Annotated in this window: 28 protein-coding genes; 11 read left to right on the top strand and 17 right to left on the bottom strand. The window is 34.7% G+C overall.

Features of this window, described 5'->3' with window-relative positions:
• Window positions 1-200: 200 nt before the first annotated feature.
• A complete protein-coding gene (locus J2772_RS07010) occupies window positions 201-650 on the top strand; it encodes a hypothetical protein (RefSeq protein ID WP_209914918.1) in 450 nt (149 codons plus the stop codon).
• An 86-nt stretch (window positions 651-736) separates the two neighbouring features.
• On the opposite strand, the gene J2772_RS07005 is transcribed toward J2772_RS07010, so the two are convergent.
• Entirely contained in the window at window positions 737-1,108 is a 372-nt protein-coding gene (locus J2772_RS07005; protein WP_209914915.1) for a VOC family protein, read from the bottom strand.
• A 455-nt stretch (window positions 1,109-1,563) separates the two neighbouring features.
• Between J2772_RS07005 and J2772_RS07000 the strand changes: the two genes are divergently transcribed.
• Complete coding sequence (locus tag J2772_RS07000) at window positions 1,564-2,139, top strand: hypothetical protein (RefSeq protein ID WP_209914912.1); 576 nt, start codon at window positions 1,564-1,566, stop codon at window positions 2,137-2,139.
• Window positions 2,140-2,216: 77 nt separating this feature from the next.
• On the opposite strand, the gene J2772_RS06995 is transcribed toward J2772_RS07000, so the two are convergent.
• The 5 genes from J2772_RS06995 to holA form a co-directional block, all read right to left on the bottom strand.
• Window positions 2,217-3,893: an alpha/beta hydrolase-fold protein gene (locus J2772_RS06995; protein ID WP_209914909.1), complete on the bottom strand. Its 1,677-nt coding sequence runs from the start codon at window positions 3,891-3,893 to the stop codon at window positions 2,217-2,219.
• A 69-nt stretch (window positions 3,894-3,962) separates the two neighbouring features.
• Window positions 3,963-4,778, bottom strand: coding sequence for a helix-turn-helix domain-containing protein (locus J2772_RS06990; RefSeq protein ID WP_209914906.1), 816 nt, complete (start codon window positions 4,776-4,778; stop codon window positions 3,963-3,965).
• A 146-nt stretch (window positions 4,779-4,924) separates the two neighbouring features.
• Window positions 4,925-5,302, bottom strand: a complete 378-nt coding sequence (locus J2772_RS06985) for a VOC family protein (protein WP_209914904.1) — start codon at window positions 5,300-5,302, stop codon at window positions 4,925-4,927.
• Between the two features lie 206 nt (window positions 5,303-5,508).
• Complete coding sequence (trxB, locus tag J2772_RS06980) at window positions 5,509-6,450, bottom strand: thioredoxin-disulfide reductase (RefSeq protein ID WP_209914901.1); 942 nt, start codon at window positions 6,448-6,450, stop codon at window positions 5,509-5,511.
• A 262-nt stretch (window positions 6,451-6,712) separates the two neighbouring features.
• Complete coding sequence (gene holA / locus J2772_RS06975) at window positions 6,713-7,750, bottom strand: DNA polymerase III subunit delta (RefSeq protein WP_209914898.1); 1,038 nt, start codon at window positions 7,748-7,750, stop codon at window positions 6,713-6,715.
• Between the two features lie 7 nt (window positions 7,751-7,757).
• Between holA and J2772_RS06970 the strand changes: the two genes are divergently transcribed.
• From J2772_RS06970 to J2772_RS06960, 3 genes are all read left to right on the top strand, one after another.
• Window positions 7,758-8,189, top strand: coding sequence for a type I restriction enzyme HsdR N-terminal domain-containing protein (locus J2772_RS06970; protein ID WP_209914895.1), 432 nt, complete (start codon window positions 7,758-7,760; stop codon window positions 8,187-8,189).
• Window positions 8,190-8,222: 33 nt separating this feature from the next.
• Window positions 8,223-8,834 carry an HAD family hydrolase gene (locus J2772_RS06965; RefSeq protein WP_209914893.1) on the top strand — a complete coding sequence of 204 codons (612 nt, stop codon included), beginning with the start codon at window positions 8,223-8,225 and terminating at the stop codon, window positions 8,832-8,834.
• Between the two features lie 156 nt (window positions 8,835-8,990).
• On the top strand, window positions 8,991-9,734 hold the full coding sequence (locus J2772_RS06960) for a dienelactone hydrolase family protein (protein WP_209914890.1): 744 nt from the start codon (window positions 8,991-8,993) through the stop codon (window positions 9,732-9,734).
• A gap of 89 nt (window positions 9,735-9,823) precedes the next feature.
• Here the strand turns inward: J2772_RS06960 and J2772_RS06955 are convergent, their stop codons facing one another.
• The 9 genes from J2772_RS06955 to J2772_RS06915 all read right to left on the bottom strand — a co-directional run bounded on the left by J2772_RS06955 (window position 9,824) and on the right by J2772_RS06915 (window position 15,738).
• The gene (locus J2772_RS06955; protein WP_209914887.1) at window positions 9,824-10,207 is read right to left on the bottom strand and encodes a PEGA domain-containing protein; all 384 of its coding nucleotides are present in this window, start codon (window positions 10,205-10,207) and stop codon (window positions 9,824-9,826) included.
• 294 nt (window positions 10,208-10,501) lie between these two features.
• Window positions 10,502-10,873 carry a cupin domain-containing protein gene (locus J2772_RS06950; RefSeq protein WP_209914884.1) on the bottom strand — a complete coding sequence of 124 codons (372 nt, stop codon included), beginning with the start codon at window positions 10,871-10,873 and terminating at the stop codon, window positions 10,502-10,504.
• Window positions 10,870-11,397 (bottom strand): GNAT family N-acetyltransferase, encoded by a 528-nt coding sequence (locus tag J2772_RS06945; RefSeq protein WP_209914882.1) that lies wholly within the window; start codon window positions 11,395-11,397, stop codon window positions 10,870-10,872. The genes J2772_RS06950 and J2772_RS06945 overlap by 4 nt, the downstream gene beginning before the upstream one ends.
• A gap of 2 nt (window positions 11,398-11,399) precedes the next feature.
• Window positions 11,400-12,002, bottom strand: a complete 603-nt coding sequence (locus J2772_RS06940) for a DUF2911 domain-containing protein (RefSeq protein ID WP_209914879.1) — start codon at window positions 12,000-12,002, stop codon at window positions 11,400-11,402.
• A 29-nt stretch (window positions 12,003-12,031) separates the two neighbouring features.
• Window positions 12,032-13,075 (bottom strand): bifunctional transcriptional activator/DNA repair enzyme AdaA, encoded by a 1,044-nt coding sequence (locus J2772_RS24340; protein WP_209914876.1) that lies wholly within the window; start codon window positions 13,073-13,075, stop codon window positions 12,032-12,034.
• Window positions 13,076-13,077: 2 nt separating this feature from the next.
• Complete coding sequence (locus J2772_RS06930; protein WP_209914873.1) at window positions 13,078-13,842, bottom strand: isocitrate lyase/phosphoenolpyruvate mutase family protein; 765 nt, start codon at window positions 13,840-13,842, stop codon at window positions 13,078-13,080.
• A 220-nt stretch (window positions 13,843-14,062) separates the two neighbouring features.
• A complete protein-coding gene (locus J2772_RS06925) occupies window positions 14,063-14,575 on the bottom strand; it encodes a methylated-DNA--[protein]-cysteine S-methyltransferase (protein ID WP_209914868.1) in 513 nt (170 codons plus the stop codon).
• Between the two features lie 42 nt (window positions 14,576-14,617).
• A complete protein-coding gene (locus tag J2772_RS06920) occupies window positions 14,618-15,166 on the bottom strand; it encodes a DinB family protein (protein ID WP_209914865.1) in 549 nt (182 codons plus the stop codon).
• A gap of 53 nt (window positions 15,167-15,219) precedes the next feature.
• Complete coding sequence (locus J2772_RS06915; RefSeq protein ID WP_209914862.1) at window positions 15,220-15,738, bottom strand: Crp/Fnr family transcriptional regulator; 519 nt, start codon at window positions 15,736-15,738, stop codon at window positions 15,220-15,222.
• 68 nt (window positions 15,739-15,806) lie between these two features.
• Here J2772_RS06915 and J2772_RS06910 point away from each other — a divergent pair, with 68 nt between their 5' ends.
• The 6 genes from J2772_RS06910 to J2772_RS06885 all read left to right on the top strand — a co-directional run bounded on the left by J2772_RS06910 (window position 15,807) and on the right by J2772_RS06885 (window position 19,663).
• Window positions 15,807-16,673: a hypothetical protein gene (locus J2772_RS06910; RefSeq protein ID WP_209914859.1), complete on the top strand. Its 867-nt coding sequence runs from the start codon at window positions 15,807-15,809 to the stop codon at window positions 16,671-16,673.
• Window positions 16,674-16,675: 2 nt separating this feature from the next.
• Complete coding sequence (locus J2772_RS06905) at window positions 16,676-17,680, top strand: hypothetical protein (RefSeq protein WP_209914856.1); 1,005 nt, start codon at window positions 16,676-16,678, stop codon at window positions 17,678-17,680.
• 178 nt (window positions 17,681-17,858) lie between these two features.
• Complete coding sequence (locus J2772_RS06900; RefSeq protein ID WP_209914853.1) at window positions 17,859-18,266, top strand: hypothetical protein; 408 nt, start codon at window positions 17,859-17,861, stop codon at window positions 18,264-18,266.
• A gap of 114 nt (window positions 18,267-18,380) precedes the next feature.
• Entirely contained in the window at window positions 18,381-18,800 is a 420-nt protein-coding gene (locus J2772_RS06895) for an SRPBCC family protein (RefSeq protein WP_209914850.1), read from the top strand.
• Window positions 18,797-19,210, top strand: coding sequence for an EVE domain-containing protein (locus J2772_RS06890; RefSeq protein ID WP_209914847.1), 414 nt, complete (start codon window positions 18,797-18,799; stop codon window positions 19,208-19,210). Before J2772_RS06895 ends, J2772_RS06890 begins: the two co-directional genes overlap by 4 nt.
• Entirely contained in the window at window positions 19,211-19,663 is a 453-nt protein-coding gene (locus J2772_RS06885) for a MarR family winged helix-turn-helix transcriptional regulator (protein ID WP_209914844.1), read from the top strand. It abuts the gene before it with no gap.
• A gap of 76 nt (window positions 19,664-19,739) precedes the next feature.
• Here the strand turns inward: J2772_RS06885 and J2772_RS06880 are convergent, their stop codons facing one another.
• Both J2772_RS06880 and J2772_RS06875 read right to left on the bottom strand, forming a co-directional pair.
• Window positions 19,740-20,795, bottom strand: coding sequence for an alpha/beta hydrolase (locus tag J2772_RS06880; protein ID WP_209914841.1), 1,056 nt, complete (start codon window positions 20,793-20,795; stop codon window positions 19,740-19,742).
• The gene (locus tag J2772_RS06875) at window positions 20,779-22,053 is read right to left on the bottom strand and encodes a PepSY-associated TM helix domain-containing protein (RefSeq protein ID WP_209914838.1); all 1,275 of its coding nucleotides are present in this window, start codon (window positions 22,051-22,053) and stop codon (window positions 20,779-20,781) included. Before J2772_RS06875 ends, J2772_RS06880 begins: the two co-directional genes overlap by 17 nt.
• Between the last annotated feature and the right edge of the window lie 225 nt (window positions 22,054-22,278).

The raw sequence follows: 22,278 nt of genomic DNA, 5'->3' as shown, positions 1-22,278 counted from the left end.
ACTAAAGTATCTATAAACCAAATCCTTATCATAAACAAAATATAAAAAAAATCATCGCTGTATATTGTTTTATTTCTTCTTTTAGCAACAATCAATATATACTCACAAAAAACGGCTGATAAAAATAATTATACCACTCAGGTACAAAATGAAGAAGGAGATCTGAATAAAGATAAGCTCATGACAAAGTTGTTGTAGAAATGGATGTAAAGGATGAGACCAGACCATTAAAAATACAAATATTCCTCTCACAACCCAATAAAAAACTTCAGCTGGTAGTATCTTCTACCAAAATCATTGAAAGTGAATATCCCGCCCATAAAAAAGGGGAACATAACGGAAATAACATTCCTGAGTTTTTTATTGAAGACGGTAACTTAAAAATGCTTACTGATATTAATAACCGGAAAAGTTCTTATGAATTCAGGCTTAATCAAAATAATTTTAAACTGATTAAAATATCACGGGTAATCTGGGATGGGAAAAATACTACGTCTGAAGCTAAAATAGACTTCTTAGCACAAACTAAATTAGAGTTTCAGCAAGAACTAGGCTCAGATAAAATATTAAATAAGAAAACTCAAAAGATCAAAATAAAATCATTGCCCAAAATTCAGGATTTAAGTTTTTCTGATTTGGAAAAGTATTAAAACACAGCAATTTTCTTTCTCTATAAAAACAAAACCTACTCATTACAGTAGGTTTTCTTGTATTTGTGAGCTATTTTGTTTTTATCTCAGGATGAAGTTTGCTGTACATTAAACACCGTGCCTGCCGGATCCGTAATCCAATGCATATTTTCAGGAAGCTCCTCAATTTCATCGCAGGTTTCCACTCCGTTTGACCGCAGATATTGTGTTGCTTCTTCAACATTAGGAACAGTGAGCTGCAACCAGGTTTCTGAATGCGTGTAATTATCCACACAATCTAACCAGATGATATTGTTCCCGAATTTCACTTCATGGGTTCTGGAGACCGTGGGGTTATTAATTTTCTTTTCCTCCACAGGTAATTTTAAAATATCTCTGTAAAAAGCTATGGTCTTCTCGTATTTACTTTTCGGAATTTTAATGGCAATATTAATTCCTGCTTCAAATTGGGGAGTCATATGTAATATTTTTTGTATCAGTTAGTTTAGTAAAGCTATTAAATTAAATTGATTTGTTGGTCGGCTTGCCTTATGGCAAGAATCGACGATTACAAAAGCTCTGATTAAATGACTTTACTTTATATTTGCAATATTCATCAATTAATGGTGAACAGTATTAAAAACAATAACTACATTATCAATGTTCAATCAATCATTAAAAAAAAACAGTTCTTGCCGCATCTGTATTTCTATACTCTTCGACTGCATTCGCGCAAAAATCACCGCTCAATATATTACCATCCGGCCATCTTATTGTTCAAGCCGAGGTAGAGGGTAAAAAAGGAAATTTTATTTTTGATACCGGCGGGGGTGTTAATCTTTTTCTGAATAATTTCTCCAAAGACCTTAGTCAAAAGGATTCTTATAATTTCCTTACCGCTTTTCGTGCTACCGGGGAACAGCTTACGGTACCGATGTTTAAATCAAAAGAGATTGTTTTTAACGGTAAAGCATTTAAAAACACCTGGTACACTACCCACGATATGGAGATCAAGGGAATAGACGGACTTATCTCCCTGCCCATGCTTTATGACACTGAATTCATTATAGATTATACAACTAAAGAAATTGTATTTCCAAAAGAAAAATTAAGTGGTAAGAAAGTCGTAGATATTCAACTGTCTACCAATGCAGACCAGTCTCTGGATATCACCACTTATATTAACGTCAACGATATCAAAATCAATGTTCTGCTGGACTCCGGTGCCGGAAATGATTCTTTCTGGCTGAGTGAGCGTCTTATGAATACTTTAAACATTAAGAAAGAAGGACTTCAGCTTATTGAAAAGAAAAGCGAGTTCAATCCTGCGATTACCAATAAGTTCTACAAAGGAAGTGTAAACACTGTTTCCAATTCGTTTGCGAAAGTAGATAAACCCAATGTATTCTTTGTGGAAGGCCTGATCTATGAGGGCAAAACAAGTATTAACTGGCTGGGTAAGAAACTAGGCTTTAATCTTAAGGAAAAGAAAATTTATATTTTGGATTAATGAGTTTTCAATATACATAAAAACAAAACCTGTCTCTTTCGAAACAGGTTTTTACTTTCCCGGAAATCAATAGGGTATTATATTTTTACATCAATATAATTAACCCAGACTTGCTCCCGGTCCTGAGTATTAAAAAAATTCTCAAGTAAGTATTCATGGTTGTAGTTTATTTTTTCGTCGAAATAAAGTTTTCCGTTGACATACACTTTTACTTTTTCTTTCAAATCCACTGTTTCCGGTGAGATATTGATTGAAAGAGATTTAATATCAGAGGTTTCAATCCGGAAAATATTCCGCTCATATTCTGCTTTTATTTTACCTGATTTTCTTGGAAAATCAAATGCCTTTTTATCTACGTTCTGAACTTTTAAACTATCATGATCATCATAAGCCAGCCACTTATTGATTTTAAAATTCAGTTCTTTGTGCCAGTTCGCTTTCTTACTCAGTGTATCTAATTTAATGTTGAAAATCCAATCTATATTTCCATATCTTTCATCATCAAATTCCCATGAAATTTCCAAGGGAAATGGATTTCTTTCTCTACTCTTCAGATCTTTAAAAATAATCTGATAAGCTACTTCAGATTCGTCGAACTGAGGAAACCAGTGTGGAAATCCACTGTAACGGAATTCCTGGTAATCAGCATGTATTCCCTTCATCAGTTTTGAAAAATCATCATTTGCGTTTGGTGGATAATAATAATCCTTATCGGTTGAAAAGTTGATAAACGAACGGTTTTTAATATTCTCCACAAACGTTCCTCCTGTGAAAACTTTAGGATAGGTGTTCAATCCATAAAAGCCTGCAAACTGCGTGGGCTGCTTCATCAGATAAGAAAAAGAACCTGTTGCTCCATTGGAGTGTCCTGATATAAAAACCTTGTTATCATCAATATTAATCGTCTTTTTAATCTGTTTAAGCATTTCAGGAATCATAAAAAATCCAGTATCAGACAGCATCCAGTTGTATTGTTTGCTAGCTCTTGGAAAAACCATAATCACATCATTCCAGTCTGCATATTTTTTATAATACCTGTTCCAGCCGCTTAAATTCCAATCAGCCAGCTGATAGTCTATCAATTCATTATTCCTTACAGCCCCATGAAGAAAAAACAGTAAACTATATTTCTTTTGAGGATTATAATGAGCAGGAAAATGAATAAAAAATGAGGTTTTAACAGTATCATTTATTTTGAATGCAATAGAATAATCCCTATCCTTTTTCGGCTGGTAAGGATTGAAATTTCTAATTGCTCTGTATAGTACCTCAGAGTCTTTAATTTCCTTCAGATTATTTTTATTAACATCATAAAACTCATTTTCTTTTTCCTGTAGTTCATTATAAAACTGCGTTTTATATTTTTCAGTCTGCTGCTTCAATGCATTCCATCTTGGATCTGAGAGCAGATTTTTGTACTCTTTTTCAGCATCCTCTTCAAGAATGTAATTCCAGCCAGGAAAGCTGTTCCCATCGCCTTTTACTGATGAAAGTGATATAAGATACTGAAATGCTTTATCATTACTTTTCAGTTTTGAAGCCAGAATTGATGCGCTATACAATCCTTCACTATCAATACTTTCAGGAAAAATTTTGAATGCCTTTTCATACAGATCAAATGCTTTTCTATAACCTGCTTCATCTTTAGCCTCCTCCATTAATTCCGATGCCTTTTCAGCAATTGTAGAATAATTTTCCTGTGCTTCTACAAAAAAGCCAAAAAAAATCAGAAGCATCATTATACCATATCTCATCAATAAAATTTATGAGACAAAACTAATAACAGCAAATCAGAAAAACTTGTAAAAATGGAACATTATTATTTAAGGTAGTAAATGCCAGAAGAGTGTATCTTCCTGCCCCAAGATAGTTCCTTTAGAGAAAAAGGATTTTGGAGAATTTTCTGTGAAGTTTTTATAAGTCTTATTGAAATGAGACTGGTCATTAAAATTAAACTCGTGAGCAAGCTCTGTAAAATTACGGTCAGGATTTTCAAAAAGTTTCTGATTGATGGTTTGTCTGAACAGGACAATTTCGTTGAATTTTTTAACAGAAACTCCCAAATGAGCCTGAAAAAGTCGGTTTATATGCTGTCGGCTAACACCAATTTCTCTCGAGATTTTCTCCACTGAAAAGTTTTCGTAATGATTGAAAATATAATCAATAGATTTCTCTAGAATTACATTTTCAAATTTCTTGAATCTTTTTTCAAGAAACCCATCCAATAGGCTTTTATGAATTTCAGTGTCTGTTGTTGAGAAAATTTCATTCAGTTCATTCTGAGTAAAAAAATCATAGCCAGTAATATAGTCCGTAAAATCGAGGTTTTCATAAAACTGATGAATTCCCAAAGGATGAAACACAACTACAATTCTATACACTTTTCCGGATTGTTTTACATGCAGAACTTTTTCCCGAATTGGTGTAAAAATTTGACATGGAGGTGCGTTTTCATCATAAATCACTTCTTTGGTTTCTAATCTGATATGGGATTTATAAAGAGAAATCGAGTTATTAAAGTGCGGAAAACATTGAAACTCATTGGTTGTATTATTATTTTTAATGTCCAAATAATAATAGTCAACATATTTTCTAACAATAGAACTTTGAGGCCTGAATGTTTTAAAAATTTCCTCCATTTTCTTTTACAATGATTTTTCGTAAAATATCACCTAACAATCAAATATACGCAATGCTTTATTATTTCACAATAGATTGAAGTTCCGAAAAACAAAAAAACTGCTCCATTCAGAAACAGTTCCTATTTTTACTATGCCACAGACTTCTACTCTCCTGCCGGTTCAAACAGTTCAATTTTATTTCCTTCGGGATCCATAATATGAACAAACTTTCCATATTCATACGTTGCAATTTCATCCAGAATCGTAATACCTTCCTTCTTTAACTCCTCTACCAAGGCTTCAATATCCGCCACATGATAATTAATCATAAAATCCTTTTCTGAAGGTTCAAAATATTGGGTAGATTCTTTAAACGGACTCCATAGCGTGTATCTTTTTTTATCAGATTCCGCTTCTCTCCAGTCAAATTTAGCTCCGTATGGACTGGTTTCCACGCCAAGATGGGTTTTATACCAATCATTTACCTGTTCCGGATCTTTACATTTAAAGAAAATACCTCCAATTGCGGTTACTTTTTTCATGCCTGTTGTTTTACTAAGTTTTATATTCAATCATTTTGAAACTTCGCAAATATATTAATGTTTTCATTACATTACTCTACTTTATTTGAAGGATTAATAAGTTTACAGAGTTGAAAATCTTAGCGTTTTCCAACCAAAGCACTTCGTTATTAATAACAAAAAAGCGCACCCATTGGGCACGCCTTGTATAATTGAAAGCTAAATAATTAGTGTAATTCAGCTAAATATTTTTCTGCATCCATTGCGGACATACATCCGCTTCCTGCAGCTGTAATAGCCTGTCTGTAGATATGATCCTGAACATCTCCTGCCGCAAAAACTCCCGGTAGATTTGTTCTTGAAGAACCTTTTTCTGTTACGATATATCCGTTTTCATCAAGATCTACCTGACCTACGAAAATATCTGTATTCGGTTTGTGGCCAATAGCGATGAAGATTCCTTCAACATCTACAGTAGACTTTTCCTGAGTCTGGTTATTGATAATTACCGCTCTTTCTACTAAGCTGTTTTCTCCTTCAATTCCGATAAGCTCATGGTGAAATTTCACTTCAATATTGGGAGTACTTTCTACTCTGTGTATCATTGCTTTTGAAGCTCTGAAAACGTCTTTTCTCACTAATAATGTTACTTTTCTGCAAAGTTTAGCAAGATAAGTAGCTTCTTCAGCGGCTGTATCTCCAGCTCCTACTACCACTACATCTTTTCCTCTGTAGAAAAATCCGTCACAAGTAGCACAAGCAGAAACTCCACCTCCTGCATATTTCTTCTCATCTTCAAGACCTAAATATTTTGCTGTTGCTCCTGTAGAAATAATTACAGTTTTAGCAAAGATCTCTTTATTTCCAGCGTATAATTTGTGAACACCGCCAACTTCTTTTGAGAACTCAGCTTTAGTGATCATTTCATAATGCACTTTAGTTTCAAATCTTTCTGCCTGCTTTTGCAGATCCATCATCATTTCAGGACCTGTAATCCCTGCTGGATACCCTGGAAAGTTATCAACCTCAGTAGTTGTAGTTAATTGTCCGCCCGGCTCCAAACCTGTATACAATTCAGGTTTTAAGTCTGCTCTTGCTGCATAAATAGCAGCTGTGAAACCAGAAGGCCCAGATCCAACGATCACACAATCTAAAATGTTTTGCTCCATAATTTACTTGTTCGAAAAAAGATGTAATTAAATTAAGACCGCTAATTTCGTAATTTTTGTCGGCTTTTTAAAGTTATTTTAATGATAGTTGTCAATAAGAGATATGTGGATTGTCAATAAGGGTATAAGAGATAGCTTTTAGGGGCTAGATGCCAGTTACGAGATACGAGGTTTAAAGTTGATAATTTATTTTTAAGATATCTATTCCCTGTCTATTATCTATTCGCCTCTCATATCTCGGTCTCTTATCTCAAACATAGAATTAGACCTTCATTTTAATCTTATCTACATTGATAATTTTATACACCAGTTCCTTAATAAGTTCTGCTTCTCCCATATTCACAGCTCCAAGACCTTTTCCTTTCATATCAAACTCTCTCAGGATGGAAATGACTCTTGTGGCATGTTTTAAAGGATATAATCTTGCACTTTCTGCATAGTCTTTCACAAAATAAGGATTCACACCCATTTGAGACGCTATGGTTTGTGGTGGCTGCCCTGCCATCGTCTGATAAATAATCACATTGGAGAAATAATTGTAAAGGCTTGCCAGCATCATCACAAAAGGGTTATTCTTGGGATTTTTACCCATAAAATGGGCAATTTTAAAGGCTGTATTAGCATTTTTTGTTCCCAATGCCTTCTGAAGTTCAAAAATATTGTACTCTTTGCTGATCCCGATATGGTTTTCAACAATGGTTCCGTCCAGTACTTCTCCTTCTTTAAGGATAATCTTCAGTTTATTTAGTTCATTGGCAATTCTTGAAAGATCGTTTCCCAGATATTCTGCTAAAAGATGGGAAATATTAGGAGCGGTTTTAATTTTCAGCTTTATACATTCATCAGAAATCCATTTCGGAAGGTTGCTTTCTTTTACAGATTCACTAAGGAAAAGCGCTTTGGCTTTATCTAGAGCTTTAGCAGCCTTTTTCCGGCTGTCCAACTTCTTATGTTTATGAGCAAAAACCAAAACTGTAGAAGGAACAGGATTTTCAACATAAGCATCCAGAATTCTGTTTTCCTCTTCATTGAACTTCAGATCCTGAGCTTCTTTTACGATAATTACCTGTTTATCTCCCATCATAGGAAACTGTCTTGCCAGTGAAAGAACTTCCTGATAAGAAGTATCTTTTCCATACGTAACGGTTTGGTTAAAGGCTTTTTCATCCTCTTCCAAAAAGTTATGTTCAAGGGCTTTTACGGCAACATCAATAAAGTAGGCTTCGTCTCCGTGGAAAAAATAAATAGGTAAAACTTCTTTATTTTTAATATTTTTGAGGATTAAATCTAATTCTTTCATCTTATTAATGGAACTTCCAAAACTGAATTTTCAGGAAACTTTTGATTTTAAATTCAAGAAAGACAAAGATAAGTTTTTTATTTATGATTTGGTTCGTAAAACTTATCTTCTGCTCACTCCTGAGGAATGGGTAAGGCAACATTGGATCCACTATTATCTTACTGTAAAGTCCTACTCTGCATCCGCTTTAATCACTGAAAAAAAGATCGTTCTCAATGGTCTTACCAAAAGAATTGACCTTTTAGTGACCGAAAAAACAGAACCTGTAATTCTTATCGAATGTAAAGCTCCGCAAATCAAATTAACGGAAAAAACATTTGAACAAACTGCCCGATATAATTCTATTATCGGAGCTAAAGAAATCATCTTAACGAATGGGCTTCAGCATATTCATGCCTACTATGAAAATGAGCAATATGTGTTTTATAAACCAGACTAAAGTTTGAGCAAAAAATAAAGAACAAATATCAATATGAAAATTAAAAATATAATATTCGATTTCGGAGGGGTTTTAATGGATTGGAATCCTAGATATTTCTTTAAGGATTATTTCAGGGATGATGAAAAAATGGAATATTTTCTGGAAAATATCGCTCAGGATGAATGGAATATTGAACAGGACCGAGGAAGAAGTCTTTCGGAAGGAACTGAAATCCAGGTGAAAAAGTTTCCGGAATGGGAAAAGGACATCAGGGCTTATTATGATAACTGGACTGTGATGCTGAAAAGCGATATCCCTCAGAATGTTGACGTTTTAAGACAATTAAAAAATACAGATTATCAGTTATTCGGGTTAACGAACTGGTCTGCTGAAACATTTCCTTATGCTTTGGAAAATTATGATTTCTTCCAGCTTTTTGATGGAAAAATTGTGGTTTCCGGAACGGAAAAACTGATTAAACCTGATCCTAAAATCTGGCACGTTTTACTGGAAAGATATAACATCCATGCAGAAGAATCTGTTTTCATTGATGATAATTCTAAGAATATTGAAATGGCACAAGCGCTTGGATTCAATACCATCCATATTCAGCCGGATACAGATCTGAAGCAGGAACTGGCTCATCTGGGTGTTGAGATCTGATTCTCTACATTATAAATATTTAATAATTCTCAACTAAGTTATTTTCATTAATTTAGATAAGTAATACAGTCAATATGAAAAAAAGTTTATTAGTAATTGAAACATTGAGCTATAAGCAATTTTAATACTCCTAAACTATCACAAAAAATAAAAAATATGATACGTTCAATCTTATTAACCGCATGTATTATCGTTTCAGGAAGCCTTTTCAGCCAAAACCTTAAAACGGTTTCCTATCAGGACGGTTCACAAAAACTGAATGGTTTAATAACTTCCAATGCAGGAAAAAAACTTCCCGGAGTCCTTATTCTTCCCGCCTGGAAGGGCATTGATGAAGAAGCCAGAACAGCAGCCCTTGAACTTGAAAAACAAGGGTATATTGCTTTCATTGCAGATATTTATGGGGAAGGAAAAATTCCTGCTAACAGTGAAGAGGCAGCTAAAAGTTCAGGGTATTACAAAAAGAATTATGCAGAATATCAAAAAAGAATTTCACTGGCATTAGAACAGCTGAAAAAGAATGGAGCCATTGCTGATAAAACAGCCATTATCGGATATTGTTTCGGAGGAACAGGCGCACTGGAATCTGCCAGAGGAAATTTACCTGTTGCCGGAGTAGTTTCTATTCATGGAAGCCTGGGAAGAGATCAAAGCAGAAAAAATGAAAAATTAAATGCTAAAATTTTGGTTGAAAATCCGGCAGATGACAAAGGAGTAACACCTGAAGATTACAGCAACCTCATCAAAGAAATGAATGAGGGAAATGCAGACTGGCAAATCATTACTTACGCTCATTCTAAACATACTTTCACAGATCCTAAATCTCCGGATTATAATGAAACAATGGCTAAAAGAGCCTGGAATCATACCTTGATGTTTTTAAAGGAAATACTGAAGTAAATTCAATGTAACAATATAACAGTATAGCAATGTACCAATGCTTTGGCGTGAGTCATTCATTGGTACATTATTATTTTTACATCTTTATTTTATGGTTGCTTTGCCTCTAATTCAATATTATATTTCTTAGTAGAATATTTTGTCAGAGAGCCTGTTGCAGCGTCAATTCCAACGCCTATTGCCCCTCCAAACAGGATATTAAGAAGCGTTACTGCATTAAATGACTTATCCAGCTTTACTTTCTGTGAATCGAAGCCTTCTTTTTCAATAGTAACGAATTGCTTACTTAAAGATCTAGAAATAGGTACAGTACAAGGTGTCACACATTTTTCCTCTCCATTATGAATTACTTTAGCTCCTTCAGGAGTGGAATTGAAAGTAATTTTATCACGGGTTCCTGTAAAAATGGTTGCACAAGAAGTTGTGGAAAGCGCAATGCCTAACAACAATACAAGGGATAGATTGTTTTTCATATATTTTATTAAAAAGTTAAATGTACCTACTTATTTTCGGCGCGCGAACTTACAAAATAATTAATAACAATCGGTATCTACAGATGATGATATCCTTATCAAAAAGATAACTTACTGATATCTAAAATATTTTTTTTATTGTTTTTAATTAAAATATTCTACTCAGTTTTAAGACAAAAAAGCCATCTCAGTTTCGAGACAGCTTTTCTATTTTTTGTATTGTATTACAGCGAGAGCACCATGTAAAAGAATTCCCCTTACATTCAGGACAAATCTGTGTCACCATAAATACTTTTAATCTACTCCTTCCACTTCCCTGTTTACCAGCTCCATTGAAAATGCAGGCAGACAGATCGCAAGATACTCACAAGGCTCTGAAAATGGGTTACTGTAACGGATTCTTGCTCCTTTTTCTATAAGAATACTGTTTCCTTTTTCAAGTACTACAATTTCTCCGTCAATTTCAAACTGTTTTTTCCCTGAAATGATGTAAGTAAATTCATCAAATTCAGGAGTTTGATGAGGCTCGCTCCAATCCGGGGGAGCTACCATGTGGGCAATGGAAATATTAGAATTTCCTGTAGAATTTCCCCAATGTTCTTCAATCAGTTTTCCATCTGTAGTAGGAACGACAAATGGTGATTGCTGGATTTTATATTTTTTCATGCCCAATCTTCTTTTTTAATCTCGTATACAAAATTGGTTCTTGTAGGTTCTGCAAAATAAGCCACTTCTTCTTCCGCTATTTTTATCCCACCAAGTTTTTCCAGTGCTTTCTGTGAACGGAAATTTTCTTTTCCGATGTGAAAATGAACTTTATCTACATGTTGGAAGATATAATCCAACATCAGTTTCTTAACCTTCGGATTGGTTCCTTTTCCCCAAGATTTTGTACCATAGAAAGTATAGCCGATGAAAATATGACTGTCATTTTCATCAAAGTTATAATAACGACTGCTTCCCAGTACGTCTCCCGTTGCTTTCTCAACAATTTTGAAGGCGCCTTTACTTTCCATGGCTCCCAGAAAGAAATTTTCAAAGACTTCTCTTTGATAACGGTCTTTGTTAGGATGCTGTTCCCATACTTTAGGATCTGATGCTACTTCATATAAAGATTCAAAATCCCCTTGCTGTAAGGGGATTAATTGAAATTCTTCATTCTCTAAAACAGGCTGAATAGAAAAATTCATGCTTAGCCTTTTTTGTTAGAGTCTGATTCTATTCTCTGGATTTCTTTCAACTTATCAGAAATCTTGATTACTGTATCTAATTTCGCCGGTTTCAACGGAATTTCAGCCTGATTCATATCCCATTTAATCACAAGATTTCCTGAGTTTTCATCTGTTGGGTTCAGGGTAATTTCAAACCATTCCTGTTTGTCTGCCAGTTTATTTACCGGTACTGTAACATCTACCACATCCTGTTTCGGGTCATAAGTATATGCGCCCCACTGCTGGAAATCTTTGTTCAGAATTACTTTCCATTCTTTTTCAGTAGGAACAATGAATAATCCGTAAGTACCTGCCGGAACATTTTTCCCGCCAAAATTAACGGTCTGTCCAAATGTAATTTTTGTAGATGAGTTAGCTCCTGCTCTCCAAATCTGGCCATAAGGAACCAGTTCTCCAAAAATCTTACGTCCTTTTACTCCCGGTCTTCCGTAGTCGACAGAAATTTTAGACATAGAAAACTGCTGTTCTACTTTCTGACGCGGACTTGCCGCTGGTACAGAATAATCCTGTGCGAAAGTGAACGCTGAAACTGAAATACAAACTGCTGCTAATAACTTTTTCACGTGTAAATTTTTGTTTAAAATTACGAAAATCAAAATAAAATAGCTTTCTCTAGCTCCAATAATTTTTGTTTTCTCCAGATTCCACCCCCATAGCCCGTTAGATGGCCATTGCTTCCAATAACTCTATGGCAGGGAATCAGAATGGATATTTTATTTAATCCGTTGGCATTGGCTACAGCCCGAACTGATTTAGAATTTCCGAGAATATCAGCCTGCTCCTGATAACTTCTTGTTCTACCGTAAGGAATTTGTTGTAGAATCACCCATACTTCTTTCTGAAAAGCAGTTCCTACCGGAGAAAGAGGAACTGTAAACTCAGTTCTTTTCCCTTCAAAATATTCGGAGAGTTCCTTTTCCAACTTTGTAAAATGAGGATTTTCTCCCTGCACAATATTAGCATTAAAGGATTTTGAAATATTCTTCAGTTCTGTAGGAAGAGCTTTTCTGTCTGAAAACTCAAGAAGACAAATTCCATGCTCATCAGCACAGGCAACCATTGTTCCCAGCATGGTTTCAATTCTTTTCAGATCAATAATCTTTTCTGTTTTATTTTTGCCAGGCGAAACTCCGAAAATATTTTTAAAGCTTTCATTAAAGCCACTCAAACTTTCATACCCTGAATCAAAAGCAACTTCTGTAACAAGTTCTCCTTGCTGAAGTTTTTTAAATGCTGTATTCAGTTTAGACATTCTCTGAAAAGTATGAAATGTTACTCCATGGTGTTTCAGAAACCATCTGCGTATCGTTGCCGGCTCCAACCCTCTTTTCACTAAATCATAATCTTTAAGTTTTAAAGTAGGGTCACCAGAAATCTCCTGCAGCAACTCCTTGATATACAAAGGTGTTACATTCATGGTTTCCAGCGGCTTACAAACTTTACAGGGACGATACCCTTTCAACATAGCCTCTTTTGTATTGGAAAAAAATTCTACGTTTTCAAATTTGGGTTTACGGGCAGTACAGGTTGGCCGGCAGAATATTCCGGTTGTCCTAACTCCCATCCAGAAAATTCCTTCAAACGAAGAATCCTTACGAAAGGAAGCATCGTACATAATTTGTTCTGTAAGTTCCATAATCAGATGAAAAGTGCTGCAAAGCTTTTGTTATTTGTAACTGTATTGCTGATTCTTTCGAGCTCGCGGTAAATATGATTGTTTAAAAAAGCTCCTGAAGTAATCCTTTTTACTCCTAATGTTTTTAAGATTTCAAAACCCGGGAGATCAGCTAAACACATCACATTAATTGGAAGAGATGTGGCGTTTACAACTGTTTTAATATCCTCAATATGGGTCATTCCGGGAACAAATACTCCATCTACATCCAGTTTTTCAAACAGTTCAATTCTCTTTACTGTTTCTTCCAATGCATTTTCTATTCCTAATAAAAAAGGATCGGTTCTTACATTGATAAAGATTTCACTCCTTCTTTCCTTCAATGCTGACAGAATATTACTTAATTTTTTAAAAAATACATCGCTATTTAAAAGCTCTCTCTTTCCGTCAACCATACAGCTATCTTCCAAGTTTATTCCTACTACACCTATTTCCAGTAATTGTATGATATTGGAAACAATTATTTCATGGGTATTTCCATATCCGCCTTCCAAATCTACAGATAAAGGGATTGAAACGGATGCTTTTATCCTTTTGATGATATAAAAATACTCTTCAAAGCTCATCTGTTCTCCATCTTCATATCCTAAACTCATCGCAACTGCCGAACTTGAGGTTGCCAGGGCTTTATAACCAGCCTTTTCTAATACTCTTGCACTCTGTACATTCCATACATTGCCCAATAATAGAGGTTCATTATTTTGGTGTAAATTTTTGAAACTGATCATTATCTTTTTTATTCAAAAGTAGGAAGATTGTTCAGGTGGCTGCAACCGAAAAATGAACAGGTATTTTTTTGAGTAAGGAAGTTAGAGGCAGGAAGCTGGAAGTTATTGAAAGTAAGTCAATAATTTAAGTCAATTTAAGTGATATATCTAAGCTTTTGACCAGATTTCACAATAAACACCATTCATTAAACGACTTACAGTACATCCTGCTTCCATCAACTTAAAATAAAATGGCTTTTTCCAGTTCCAAGAGCTTTTGTTTTCTCCAGATTCCGCCTGCATAACCTACCAATTCCCCATTGGAGCCAATAACACGATGACATGGAATTAAAATAGCGATCTTATTGATTCCATTGGCTGTTCCTACAGCACGTATTGCCTTTGGATTCCCCAGAAATTCTGATTGCTGCTTGTAGGTTCTGATCTCTCCCATTGGTATTTCACGAAGCAGCTGCCATACTTTTTCCTGAAATTCTGTACCTGTGGTAAATAAAGGAACTTCAAACTTGGATCTGTTGCCCTCAAAATATTCTTTTAACTCCTGTTCCAGCTGTTGAAAATGGGTGTGCTCCTTTTCTACAATTTCAGCTTTCAGTTGCTTTGATAAAGCTTTGAGCTGCTTCTCAATATTTTTTCTGTCTGTAAACTCAAGCAAACAGATGCCCTGATCTATAGCACAGGCTATCATTTCTCCCAATGGAGTCTGTATCGTTTTTTGGTGTATGATTTCCATTAGTTTAAAATTACTACTTTTCCGGAATTCATACGCTCTCTTTTATATATTCTTTAAAACTCTTTCTGCCTGGGCTATATGCCTTGCATTATGATAAATAACAAAACGGAAAGTATCTCCCAATTTCAGGGTTATTAATTTTGAAATACTGATAGCAGTTTTCATTTTTTCCAGATTAATATACCTTGCTTGGTCCAGTAGATCCAGTAATTGCTGCTGCTGTTTTATAAATTCATTCACAACTTCTTTATTTAACTCGCTATGAATTGGATTCATGGTTTTAAGCGTCTTCATCTTATTTAGTTTTTCTTTGGGAAGCATGCTTTTAGCAAAATAGTTTCCTAGAATTCCGGGCTTAAAGTCAGATTTCGGGGTTGTGTTGGAAGAAGAAACTTTACGTGAGATTTCAGGAATATAAAAGTCTCCGTAACGGTTGAGATGTTCCAGACACTCCAAAGTACTCCAGCTATCAGCAGTCATTCTGAAATTCAGTTCATTTTCCGGTTTCAATAAAAGAGTTTCAGCATATTGCAAATGTTGTCCGGTTCTGCTTTTTAATTCGTCTAACAATACTGTAGTTGAGATTTTCATTACTGTTTTTTTACAAATTTCCGAATTGGTTTATTCTTAAATCTTGATTGAACTCAAGATTTTTTAAGCCTTGATAAGGTTTCCGGAGACATCCTGAGATAATTGGCAATATATTTATTGGGAACCTCCTGAAATAGCTTCGGACTTCTTTTTAAAACTCTTTCAAAACGTTCACCCGGAGCATTGATCAGTAAATCTTTTTCTCTTTCCAGCTGCTGCAGTACAAGATCTTCCAAAACAGTTATCCAAAATTTCATGTGCTCTTCATTAGATTGAATAAATTCATAGAAATCTTTTTTTGAAGACACTTTTACCGTTGTTTTCTTGATGGCCTGAATATAAAGTTCCGAAGGTTTCCCGGAAAGGAAAGAATCCAGAGAGACAATAATATTTCCGGCATATCCGAAACGGATAATCCTTTCTTCACTTTCATCTGTCATAAAGATCCTCACACTTCCTTTTTCGATAAAATAAATATAAGTATCCGTACTTCCTGAAGTCTTCAGGAATTCATTCCTTTTAAATTCTTTATGTTCCCAATGAATTCCGCTTTGAAGTAACTTTTCAATCATATCATTTTATTATTTGGTGTTCCAAAGATAATGGGTAAATTTAAAGGTTTAAATACCAATCACGAATAATGCTCAAAAAAACAGTTTTTTCACTGCTTCTTTCCTTTGGATTTTTCTGCATAAAAGCCCAGCAAACTATTCCTTTCCGGGTTACAAAATATAATAACATCATTGTAAAAACACTTGTAAACAAAAAGGATTCTTTAGATCTGATGTTTCAAATTGCCATGAAGGATGGTGCTATTTCTCCGGAACGGCAGCGGAAAGCAGATCACATTATTTTTAATAAAGAGGAAATAAGTGAACATAATACAGTAGATATTGGCAGCATGAGCTGGGGAGACATTACGTTTACAGACAATCAGCTGGCTGGTTTGGAAGCTGATGGAAAAATTGGAACAGGACTTTTTGAGGGAAAGATCTTTAAGATTGATTATGACAGCAACCAGTTTGTGATTTATAATCAGAAACCTGATCTGAAAGGGTTTCAGCCTATTAAAATTACTTTTGAGAACGAAGTTTTTCACATTTCTGGGGATAATGTTATAGATGGAGATAAGCAGCAGGGAACTTATTTTGTGCTTCAATCCGGTTACTCAGGAGGTATATTGTATAGTAATGATTTTGCTGAAAAATATGATCTCAACAAAAAACTAAAGATTATTGGAGAAAAAACGCTGAAAAATTCCAGTAATAAGCTTCTGGTTATTAAACAGGGAATTCTTCCATCTTTCAAACTTGGTGATTTTGTTTTCAGAGAGGCTCCTGTAGGATTTTTTGCAGGAGATCTTAAGAATCAAAATGTTAGTTATTTTGGCGCAGACATGATGCGAAGATTTATCTGGATTTTTGATGCTGACAGGAAAGTGGCATACATTAAACCCAGTAAATATTATTCTGAGCCTTACTATAAATTAAATTCAAAACATTCTTAATAATGAAGATTAACACAGCCTTAGTGCTTTTATGTTCACAGCTGATGATTATCAGTTGTAAAAAGGACGACAAAAAACCAATTCAGGATCAGCCAGCCATTGTAAAAGATTCTGTAAAAACGGCTACAACGGAAGAGGAAATAGATTTTAAGAATTTCAACATTTTCAATGTTTCCACCATGCAGCGTAAGGATCTTATGGATACTTTTATCTCCGTATCGGACATTTACAACGGCAAAAATACTATTCCGGCAGACTTTCTAAAGAAACAAAAGGACGTTCCTTTTGAAAAGATGACTTATATTGAACTGGATCCTACGTACAGAAAAAAAATACTGGATGGCATTCACATTACTGAAAATGATTCACTTTATCTTTACAACTACGAAAAGAATAAACTGCAAAAAATACCTGTAAGTAAATTAAAAGCAGTTGCCTATCTTTCTCCTTATATGGGTGAAGGGGAAGAAATTGATCCTGAATCCTACATGGTTGGATTCCAAATTGGCACTCAAAAAGGCAACGATATTTTTGATAAATACATGAATGTAATTGCCTATTTTGGCAGTAAAAGTCCATTTGTAGAAAATAAGATGAAGATGATTAAATGGGAAAAGGCAGATGGCGATATTCAGAAAAAATATTTTTCCGGTTCCACGCTTAAGTATGGTGGCACTTATCAATATACCTATGAAAACCTAACCTATTATGTACAGGATCTTCTTGAAGAATATGGTCCTCAGGAACGCAAACTGGTAGTCATTAACGATCATCATGAAAAAGTGTTTGAGAAAACATTTACCATTGAGGATGGTGCAGAGTTTAATCCTCTTGAAAAAATGCCCAATGAGGAAACGAATTATTATGCTCAATGGACAGGCAGACTTTTTAAAGGAAAGGCACCGGTAGTCTTTAATTTTATCTCGCCTTCTTTCGGATGTCGGGCCATTACCTTTTTAGATAAAGAAAGTACAGAGCTTAGTATTAATTGTGATAACAGACATTAAAATTACTGAACAGAAAAATTCATGCGCAGATATGGTCAATCAGCATTATCTGTGAGAGATTTTTCATGAAAATAACTTCAAAAGCAAATCTGTGAATATACAGGTTTGCTTTTTTTTGCAGAGACAGTTTTCAGAATCAAAAAATAATGTAATTTTATCACAACACAAAAGCACAATTATGAAACAAAATATACTCCTGTTTATGCTCTGCATTTTCATTAACTTACTGATTGGCAACATCATATTAATCATTATTTTTCCGGATTTACCTTTCCTTTATAATATCCTTATTTCACTGTTTGTATTCATAATTTATGGAATTGCATTTTATAAATTAAGCATAAATCCTAAAAAATATGAACGATGGAAATTGGCTGGAATTTCAGCAGTTCTAAGCCTCTCTGCCTTATTAATCGCCTGTATTTTTACTTCAATGGGTAACCGCTTACCAACAGACACCATAATAACTGCCGGGTTAAAAGGAGTAATTCCTATGTTTATTTTTGCGACAGTACTGGCATCTCCATTCTGGATACCCATGGCATTTTTTAATTTTGCCTGTCTTTATTTTATAAGACAGGAATAATCAACTTTAAAACACTAACAAACAAAACATTACAATTTATTCTTTAAATTAACAGTATGCATTGTTTGTATTTAATATGTACACTTATTATATTTGTACTTACAAAATATAATTATGTGGAAAAAATCATATTCAGTACATACAAAAGAAGTTACAAGAGAGCAGATCTGGAAATTGGCAACAGACGTTGATCGTTGGAAAGATTGGGATGAAACAGTTGAGTATTCAACCCTTTTAGGAGAGTTTAAGGAGGGAGAATCTTTTATTTTGAAACCTAAAGGAGGTCCAAAAGTAAAAATCAAGCTTATTGAAATAATTCCTTTACAAAAATTTACTGATTTAACCTCATTTCCTTTAGCTAAAATGTATGGAGAGCACATCTATGAAGAAACTGAAAATGGACTAAGGATTACAATCACTATGACTGTTACAGGATTACTATCTAAACTCTGGATAAAACTGGTAGCAAATGATATTGTACAACATCTCCCGGAAGATATTGCCAATCAAATTAAAAATGCAAAAAAATTATGATAAGATACTGGATGGCCTCTGTGTCTAAAGAACATACAGAACGTGGAGTTGAAGGTAACTTTATACAGGTTTGCCATGGGAAGAAGGCTCCGTTGCAGCGAATGAAAAAGGGAGACTATATTATCGTGTATTCTTCCAAAATAAAAATGAATAGTTCTGAAAAACTACAGAATTTCACAGCAATAGGAAAAGTAATGGGTGAGGAAGTCTATTCTTTTCAAATGACAGAAACATTTAATCCGTTCAGAAGAGATATAGAATTTTATGACTGTAAAGAATGTTCCATCATTCCGCTGATTGATCAGCTTGATTTCATTGAGAATAAAAAATTCTGGGGTTATCCGTTCCGTTACGGGCTTTTTGAAATTTCTGAAAAAGATTTTAATTTAATTGCTTCAAAAATGATCTAAATGAATAAGGATAATACATTCAGTGTACAGAAAGCTGAGGACAGTTCCGGTTTTTTACTGTGGCAGGTTACCAATCTTTGGCAGCGGGAAATTAAGAAAGCATTATTGCCGTTTGATCTCACTCATTCACAATTTGTTATATTAGCCAGCACTCATTGGCTGTCTCTTCAAAAAACTGAAGTTACCCAGATCATTCTTTCACATCATACCAAAATAGATCCAATGACGACTTCTCAGGTATTGAGAGCTTTACAAAAGAAAGAGTTTATCTGCAGAAAAGAACATCCGACGGACACAAGAGCTAAAACTATTGAAATAACTGAAACCGGAAAGAAAACGATTAAAAAAGCAGTGATTGCTGTTGAAAATTTTGATCGCGAGTTCTTTTCAAAGCTTGAAACTTCACAGGAGGAGTTCAACAGGGATTTGCAAAGCCTTTTAAAGAACCAATAAGTCAAAATAAACATGGGGGTAGATTGAATCTGTATCAATCTACCCCCAATTACATCCTATTTATAGCATATTTCAATTATTTAACCTTAGGATAAAGTTTGTTTTTCAGGTTTATAAAATAAGTTTCGGATTCTTTGAAGTCATTACTTTTCATGAATTTAAGAGCTACATTCAGATAAGATTCTGAAGGCGTAAACTCTGACCCCATTTTTCCTGAAAATGTGTTATATTCTGATTCCAATAAACCCGGATTTTTAGCAAGCTGCTTAATGTCTGTTCTGAAACCTTTGAATATAAATTTTAAAGCCTCGTAATTTCCAGGATAAGAAACCGTTCCATGGGTCTCGCCTTCAAAAAAGCTATGTTTATAATTCAAAGTACCATTTTTCTCTACAATTCCTTTAAATCTTTCAATGGCCTGGGTCATATCTGAATTCCAGTTTTTCTGTTGTTCTTCGTTATCTGCCTGAGAAACATATAAAGATTTGTTGGCCGGAAATTTTTTATTCTTTTCCAAATAAGCTTGTGTTCTTGAAATGGTTACTTCATTATCCCACCATAAACTTGGATCATTGGCAACATATGCATTGAAATAATCGGGATGGGTAAGAAAAACATTGATGGCAAATAATCCACCGAATGAATGCCCTACCAAAACTGAATACTCCTGTGTTCTGTAGTTTTTGCTAATAAATGGCTTTAGTTCTTCCTGCATGAATTTCACAAAGTTTTCGCTTCCGCCACTGTCTGCAAAAAGAGTTACAGCAGGATTTACCGGACTTTTCTTTTGTGATTTTGTTGGGGTAAGATCTCTTGTACGTTCTGTATTTTTAATTCCCACTACAATACATTCCGGAATATCCGCATAGGGTGTTCTGGCAATAAAATCTGTCAGTCCTGTATAATATTCAAAGTTGATTTCACCGTCTAAAAGATAGATAACCGGATATTTTGCAGGATTGATGGTTGTATCATTATACGTTTTAGGAAGATGAATCCAGATTTCCCTGTTTTCATTTAAAACCTTAGAAAATAAGGTCTGCTTCTCTCCTATTATAAGCTTTTCCTGAGCTTTCCCCAATGTGAAGAATGAAAATACAGATAAAAATAAAATTTTAAACCAATTGTTCATGTTGTGACTCTTTTCTGTGTTGATGAATATTTTTAATTTCTTTTCCTTTTTTACCGGATTTGTTCCTTCTTCCCCACCAGATCAGAAATCCAGTAACCGGAAGACTGGTACAGATAATTCCGATAACGAATGTGAAGATCTTCCCGAACATTCCGCCCCAATATCCTACATGAAGATCAAAGTTCATATGCTCAATTACTTCATGCATGAGCACTTCTTTTGGATAATTAATTTCGTCTCCTGTATACTTATTGACTTCTTTACTTTTTCCATCAATAATACTTTTCAATCCTATAAATTGAGCAGCTACCACATTGTAAACTGTTGCAGAATCTTTACGTGGGACACTCATTCTGACTTGTTGTGCCATAGGAATCTCTTTAAAACTACGGTCTATAAAATCTGTAAAAGGTAATGCCTGTTTATCAGGATCATATACCGGATCATATTGTTCTGCAATCTTATGGGCATCAGGAGCGCCTCCAAAAGTAACCTGAGTAAGGTCCGTCAAAACTTTATAAGCCATAATCAGCCCGGTAATGGTAATAAACACAGCTGGCAAGAGTGAATAAAACCCGAAAACATTATGGAAATCGTAATTTTTTCTACGCCACTTGGTTCCTGACTTGATCTTAAATGCAGTGGTTCTTGTTGTTTTATTCCATTTTTTTGGCCACCAGAGAATTAAGCCGCCAATCAATTGAATGAAAAATATAATGGAAGCTACTCCTACCACTGTTTTTCCGAATTTACCTGCCAGCAATTGGGCATGAATGTGGGCTACCACATAGAAAAATTCATAGCTTTTTGTAGATCCCATTACTTTTCCGGTATAAGGATCAAGATAATGGTAGGCGAAAACACCTCTCGGACCACGCCCCTTACCTTTAGATTTTTCTGTTTTTTCAGCATTCTTATCTTTTGGCGGTTTGGTAGCAGAGGCTACTCGAAAAGTTCTGTCTGCATCTCTATAGCTATCAAAATAGAAAGCTTTTCTGTCCGGAACCTGTTCATGAAATTTAACCAGTAATTCTTCCGGAGTCATTTTTTTTGTATGGGCCGGAGTCTGAACATATTTGGCACTTCCGGCACAAAGGTCAACAATCTCATCACAAAACACGAAAACCGTTCCGGAAAGTGTAACGGTAAGTACAATAATCCCGGAAACAAGTCCGAGCCAGAGATGGAGCCATCCTGTAATTCTTTTGGTCAGGGATTTTCCCTGTTTTTTCTTGGGGGTAGTTTTTTTATTTTCCATATCTAAATCAGAGGGTTGTCTTTCGATTATTGTTGTTGGAAAATGCAAGAGCGCAAATATTCTGCAGCATGTTTATGCTATAAGGACGGAAAGATTTTATCTTCGATAAAATTTTAGACTGCATTGTATTGTCTCCCGCAGATCTCACAGATTACGTGGATGTTGGAGAAGATTGCATTATCTATTAAAAATTAAGGTAACTCTATATATAATTACTAAAATTAA

It is taken from the genome of Chryseobacterium jejuense (assembly GCF_017877355.1).
Classification (GTDB): domain Bacteria; phylum Bacteroidota; class Bacteroidia; order Flavobacteriales; family Weeksellaceae; genus Chryseobacterium; species Chryseobacterium jejuense_A.
This window is presented reverse-complemented; position numbering and strand designations above follow the sequence as displayed.

What these genes read in the sequence shown, in the direction of transcription:
- J2772_RS06895 (WP_209914850.1), top strand. Translation starts at nt 18,381, where the DNA reads ATGTGGAAAAAATCATATTCAGTACATACAAAAGAAGTTACAAGAGAG.
- J2772_RS06970 (WP_209914895.1), top strand. Translation starts at nt 7,758, where the DNA reads ATGGAACTTCCAAAACTGAATTTTCAGGAAACTTTTGATTTTAAATTC.
- J2772_RS06900 (WP_209914853.1), top strand. Translation starts at nt 17,859, where the DNA reads ATGAAACAAAATATACTCCTGTTTATGCTCTGCATTTTCATTAACTTA.
- J2772_RS07010 (WP_209914918.1), top strand. Translation starts at nt 201, where the DNA reads ATGGATGTAAAGGATGAGACCAGACCATTAAAAATACAAATATTCCTC.
- J2772_RS06995 (WP_209914909.1), bottom strand. Translation starts at nt 3,893, where the DNA reads ATGAGATATGGTATAATGATGCTTCTGATTTTTTTTGGCTTTTTTGTA.
- J2772_RS06875 (WP_209914838.1), bottom strand. Translation starts at nt 22,053, where the DNA reads ATGGAAAATAAAAAAACTACCCCCAAGAAAAAACAGGGAAAATCCCTG.
- J2772_RS07000 (WP_209914912.1), top strand. Translation starts at nt 1,564, where the DNA reads ATGTTTAAATCAAAAGAGATTGTTTTTAACGGTAAAGCATTTAAAAAC.
- holA (WP_209914898.1), bottom strand. Translation starts at nt 7,750, where the DNA reads ATGAAAGAATTAGATTTAATCCTCAAAAATATTAAAAATAAAGAAGTT.
- J2772_RS06930 (WP_209914873.1), bottom strand. Translation starts at nt 13,842, where the DNA reads ATGATCAGTTTCAAAAATTTACACCAAAATAATGAACCTCTATTATTG.
- J2772_RS06920 (WP_209914865.1), bottom strand. Translation starts at nt 15,166, where the DNA reads ATGAAAATCTCAACTACAGTATTGTTAGACGAATTAAAAAGCAGAACC.
- J2772_RS06885 (WP_209914844.1), top strand. Translation starts at nt 19,211, where the DNA reads ATGAATAAGGATAATACATTCAGTGTACAGAAAGCTGAGGACAGTTCC.
- J2772_RS06910 (WP_209914859.1), top strand. Translation starts at nt 15,807, where the DNA reads ATGCTCAAAAAAACAGTTTTTTCACTGCTTCTTTCCTTTGGATTTTTC.
- J2772_RS06915 (WP_209914862.1), bottom strand. Translation starts at nt 15,738, where the DNA reads ATGATTGAAAAGTTACTTCAAAGCGGAATTCATTGGGAACATAAAGAA.
- trxB (WP_209914901.1), bottom strand. Translation starts at nt 6,450, where the DNA reads ATGGAGCAAAACATTTTAGATTGTGTGATCGTTGGATCTGGGCCTTCT.
- J2772_RS07005 (WP_209914915.1), bottom strand. Translation starts at nt 1,108, where the DNA reads ATGACTCCCCAATTTGAAGCAGGAATTAATATTGCCATTAAAATTCCG.
- J2772_RS06965 (WP_209914893.1), top strand. Translation starts at nt 8,223, where the DNA reads ATGAAAATTAAAAATATAATATTCGATTTCGGAGGGGTTTTAATGGAT.
- J2772_RS06955 (WP_209914887.1), bottom strand. Translation starts at nt 10,207, where the DNA reads ATGAAAAACAATCTATCCCTTGTATTGTTGTTAGGCATTGCGCTTTCC.
- J2772_RS06905 (WP_209914856.1), top strand. Translation starts at nt 16,676, where the DNA reads ATGAAGATTAACACAGCCTTAGTGCTTTTATGTTCACAGCTGATGATT.
- J2772_RS06990 (WP_209914906.1), bottom strand. Translation starts at nt 4,778, where the DNA reads ATGGAGGAAATTTTTAAAACATTCAGGCCTCAAAGTTCTATTGTTAGA.
- J2772_RS06950 (WP_209914884.1), bottom strand. Translation starts at nt 10,873, where the DNA reads ATGAAAAAATATAAAATCCAGCAATCACCATTTGTCGTTCCTACTACA.
- J2772_RS06960 (WP_209914890.1), top strand. Translation starts at nt 8,991, where the DNA reads ATGATACGTTCAATCTTATTAACCGCATGTATTATCGTTTCAGGAAGC.
- J2772_RS06880 (WP_209914841.1), bottom strand. Translation starts at nt 20,795, where the DNA reads ATGAACAATTGGTTTAAAATTTTATTTTTATCTGTATTTTCATTCTTC.
- J2772_RS06890 (WP_209914847.1), top strand. Translation starts at nt 18,797, where the DNA reads ATGATAAGATACTGGATGGCCTCTGTGTCTAAAGAACATACAGAACGT.
- J2772_RS06945 (WP_209914882.1), bottom strand. Translation starts at nt 11,397, where the DNA reads ATGAATTTTTCTATTCAGCCTGTTTTAGAGAATGAAGAATTTCAATTA.
- J2772_RS06985 (WP_209914904.1), bottom strand. Translation starts at nt 5,302, where the DNA reads ATGAAAAAAGTAACCGCAATTGGAGGTATTTTCTTTAAATGTAAAGAT.
- J2772_RS24340 (WP_209914876.1), bottom strand. Translation starts at nt 13,075, where the DNA reads ATGGAACTTACAGAACAAATTATGTACGATGCTTCCTTTCGTAAGGAT.
- J2772_RS06925 (WP_209914868.1), bottom strand. Translation starts at nt 14,575, where the DNA reads ATGGAAATCATACACCAAAAAACGATACAGACTCCATTGGGAGAAATG.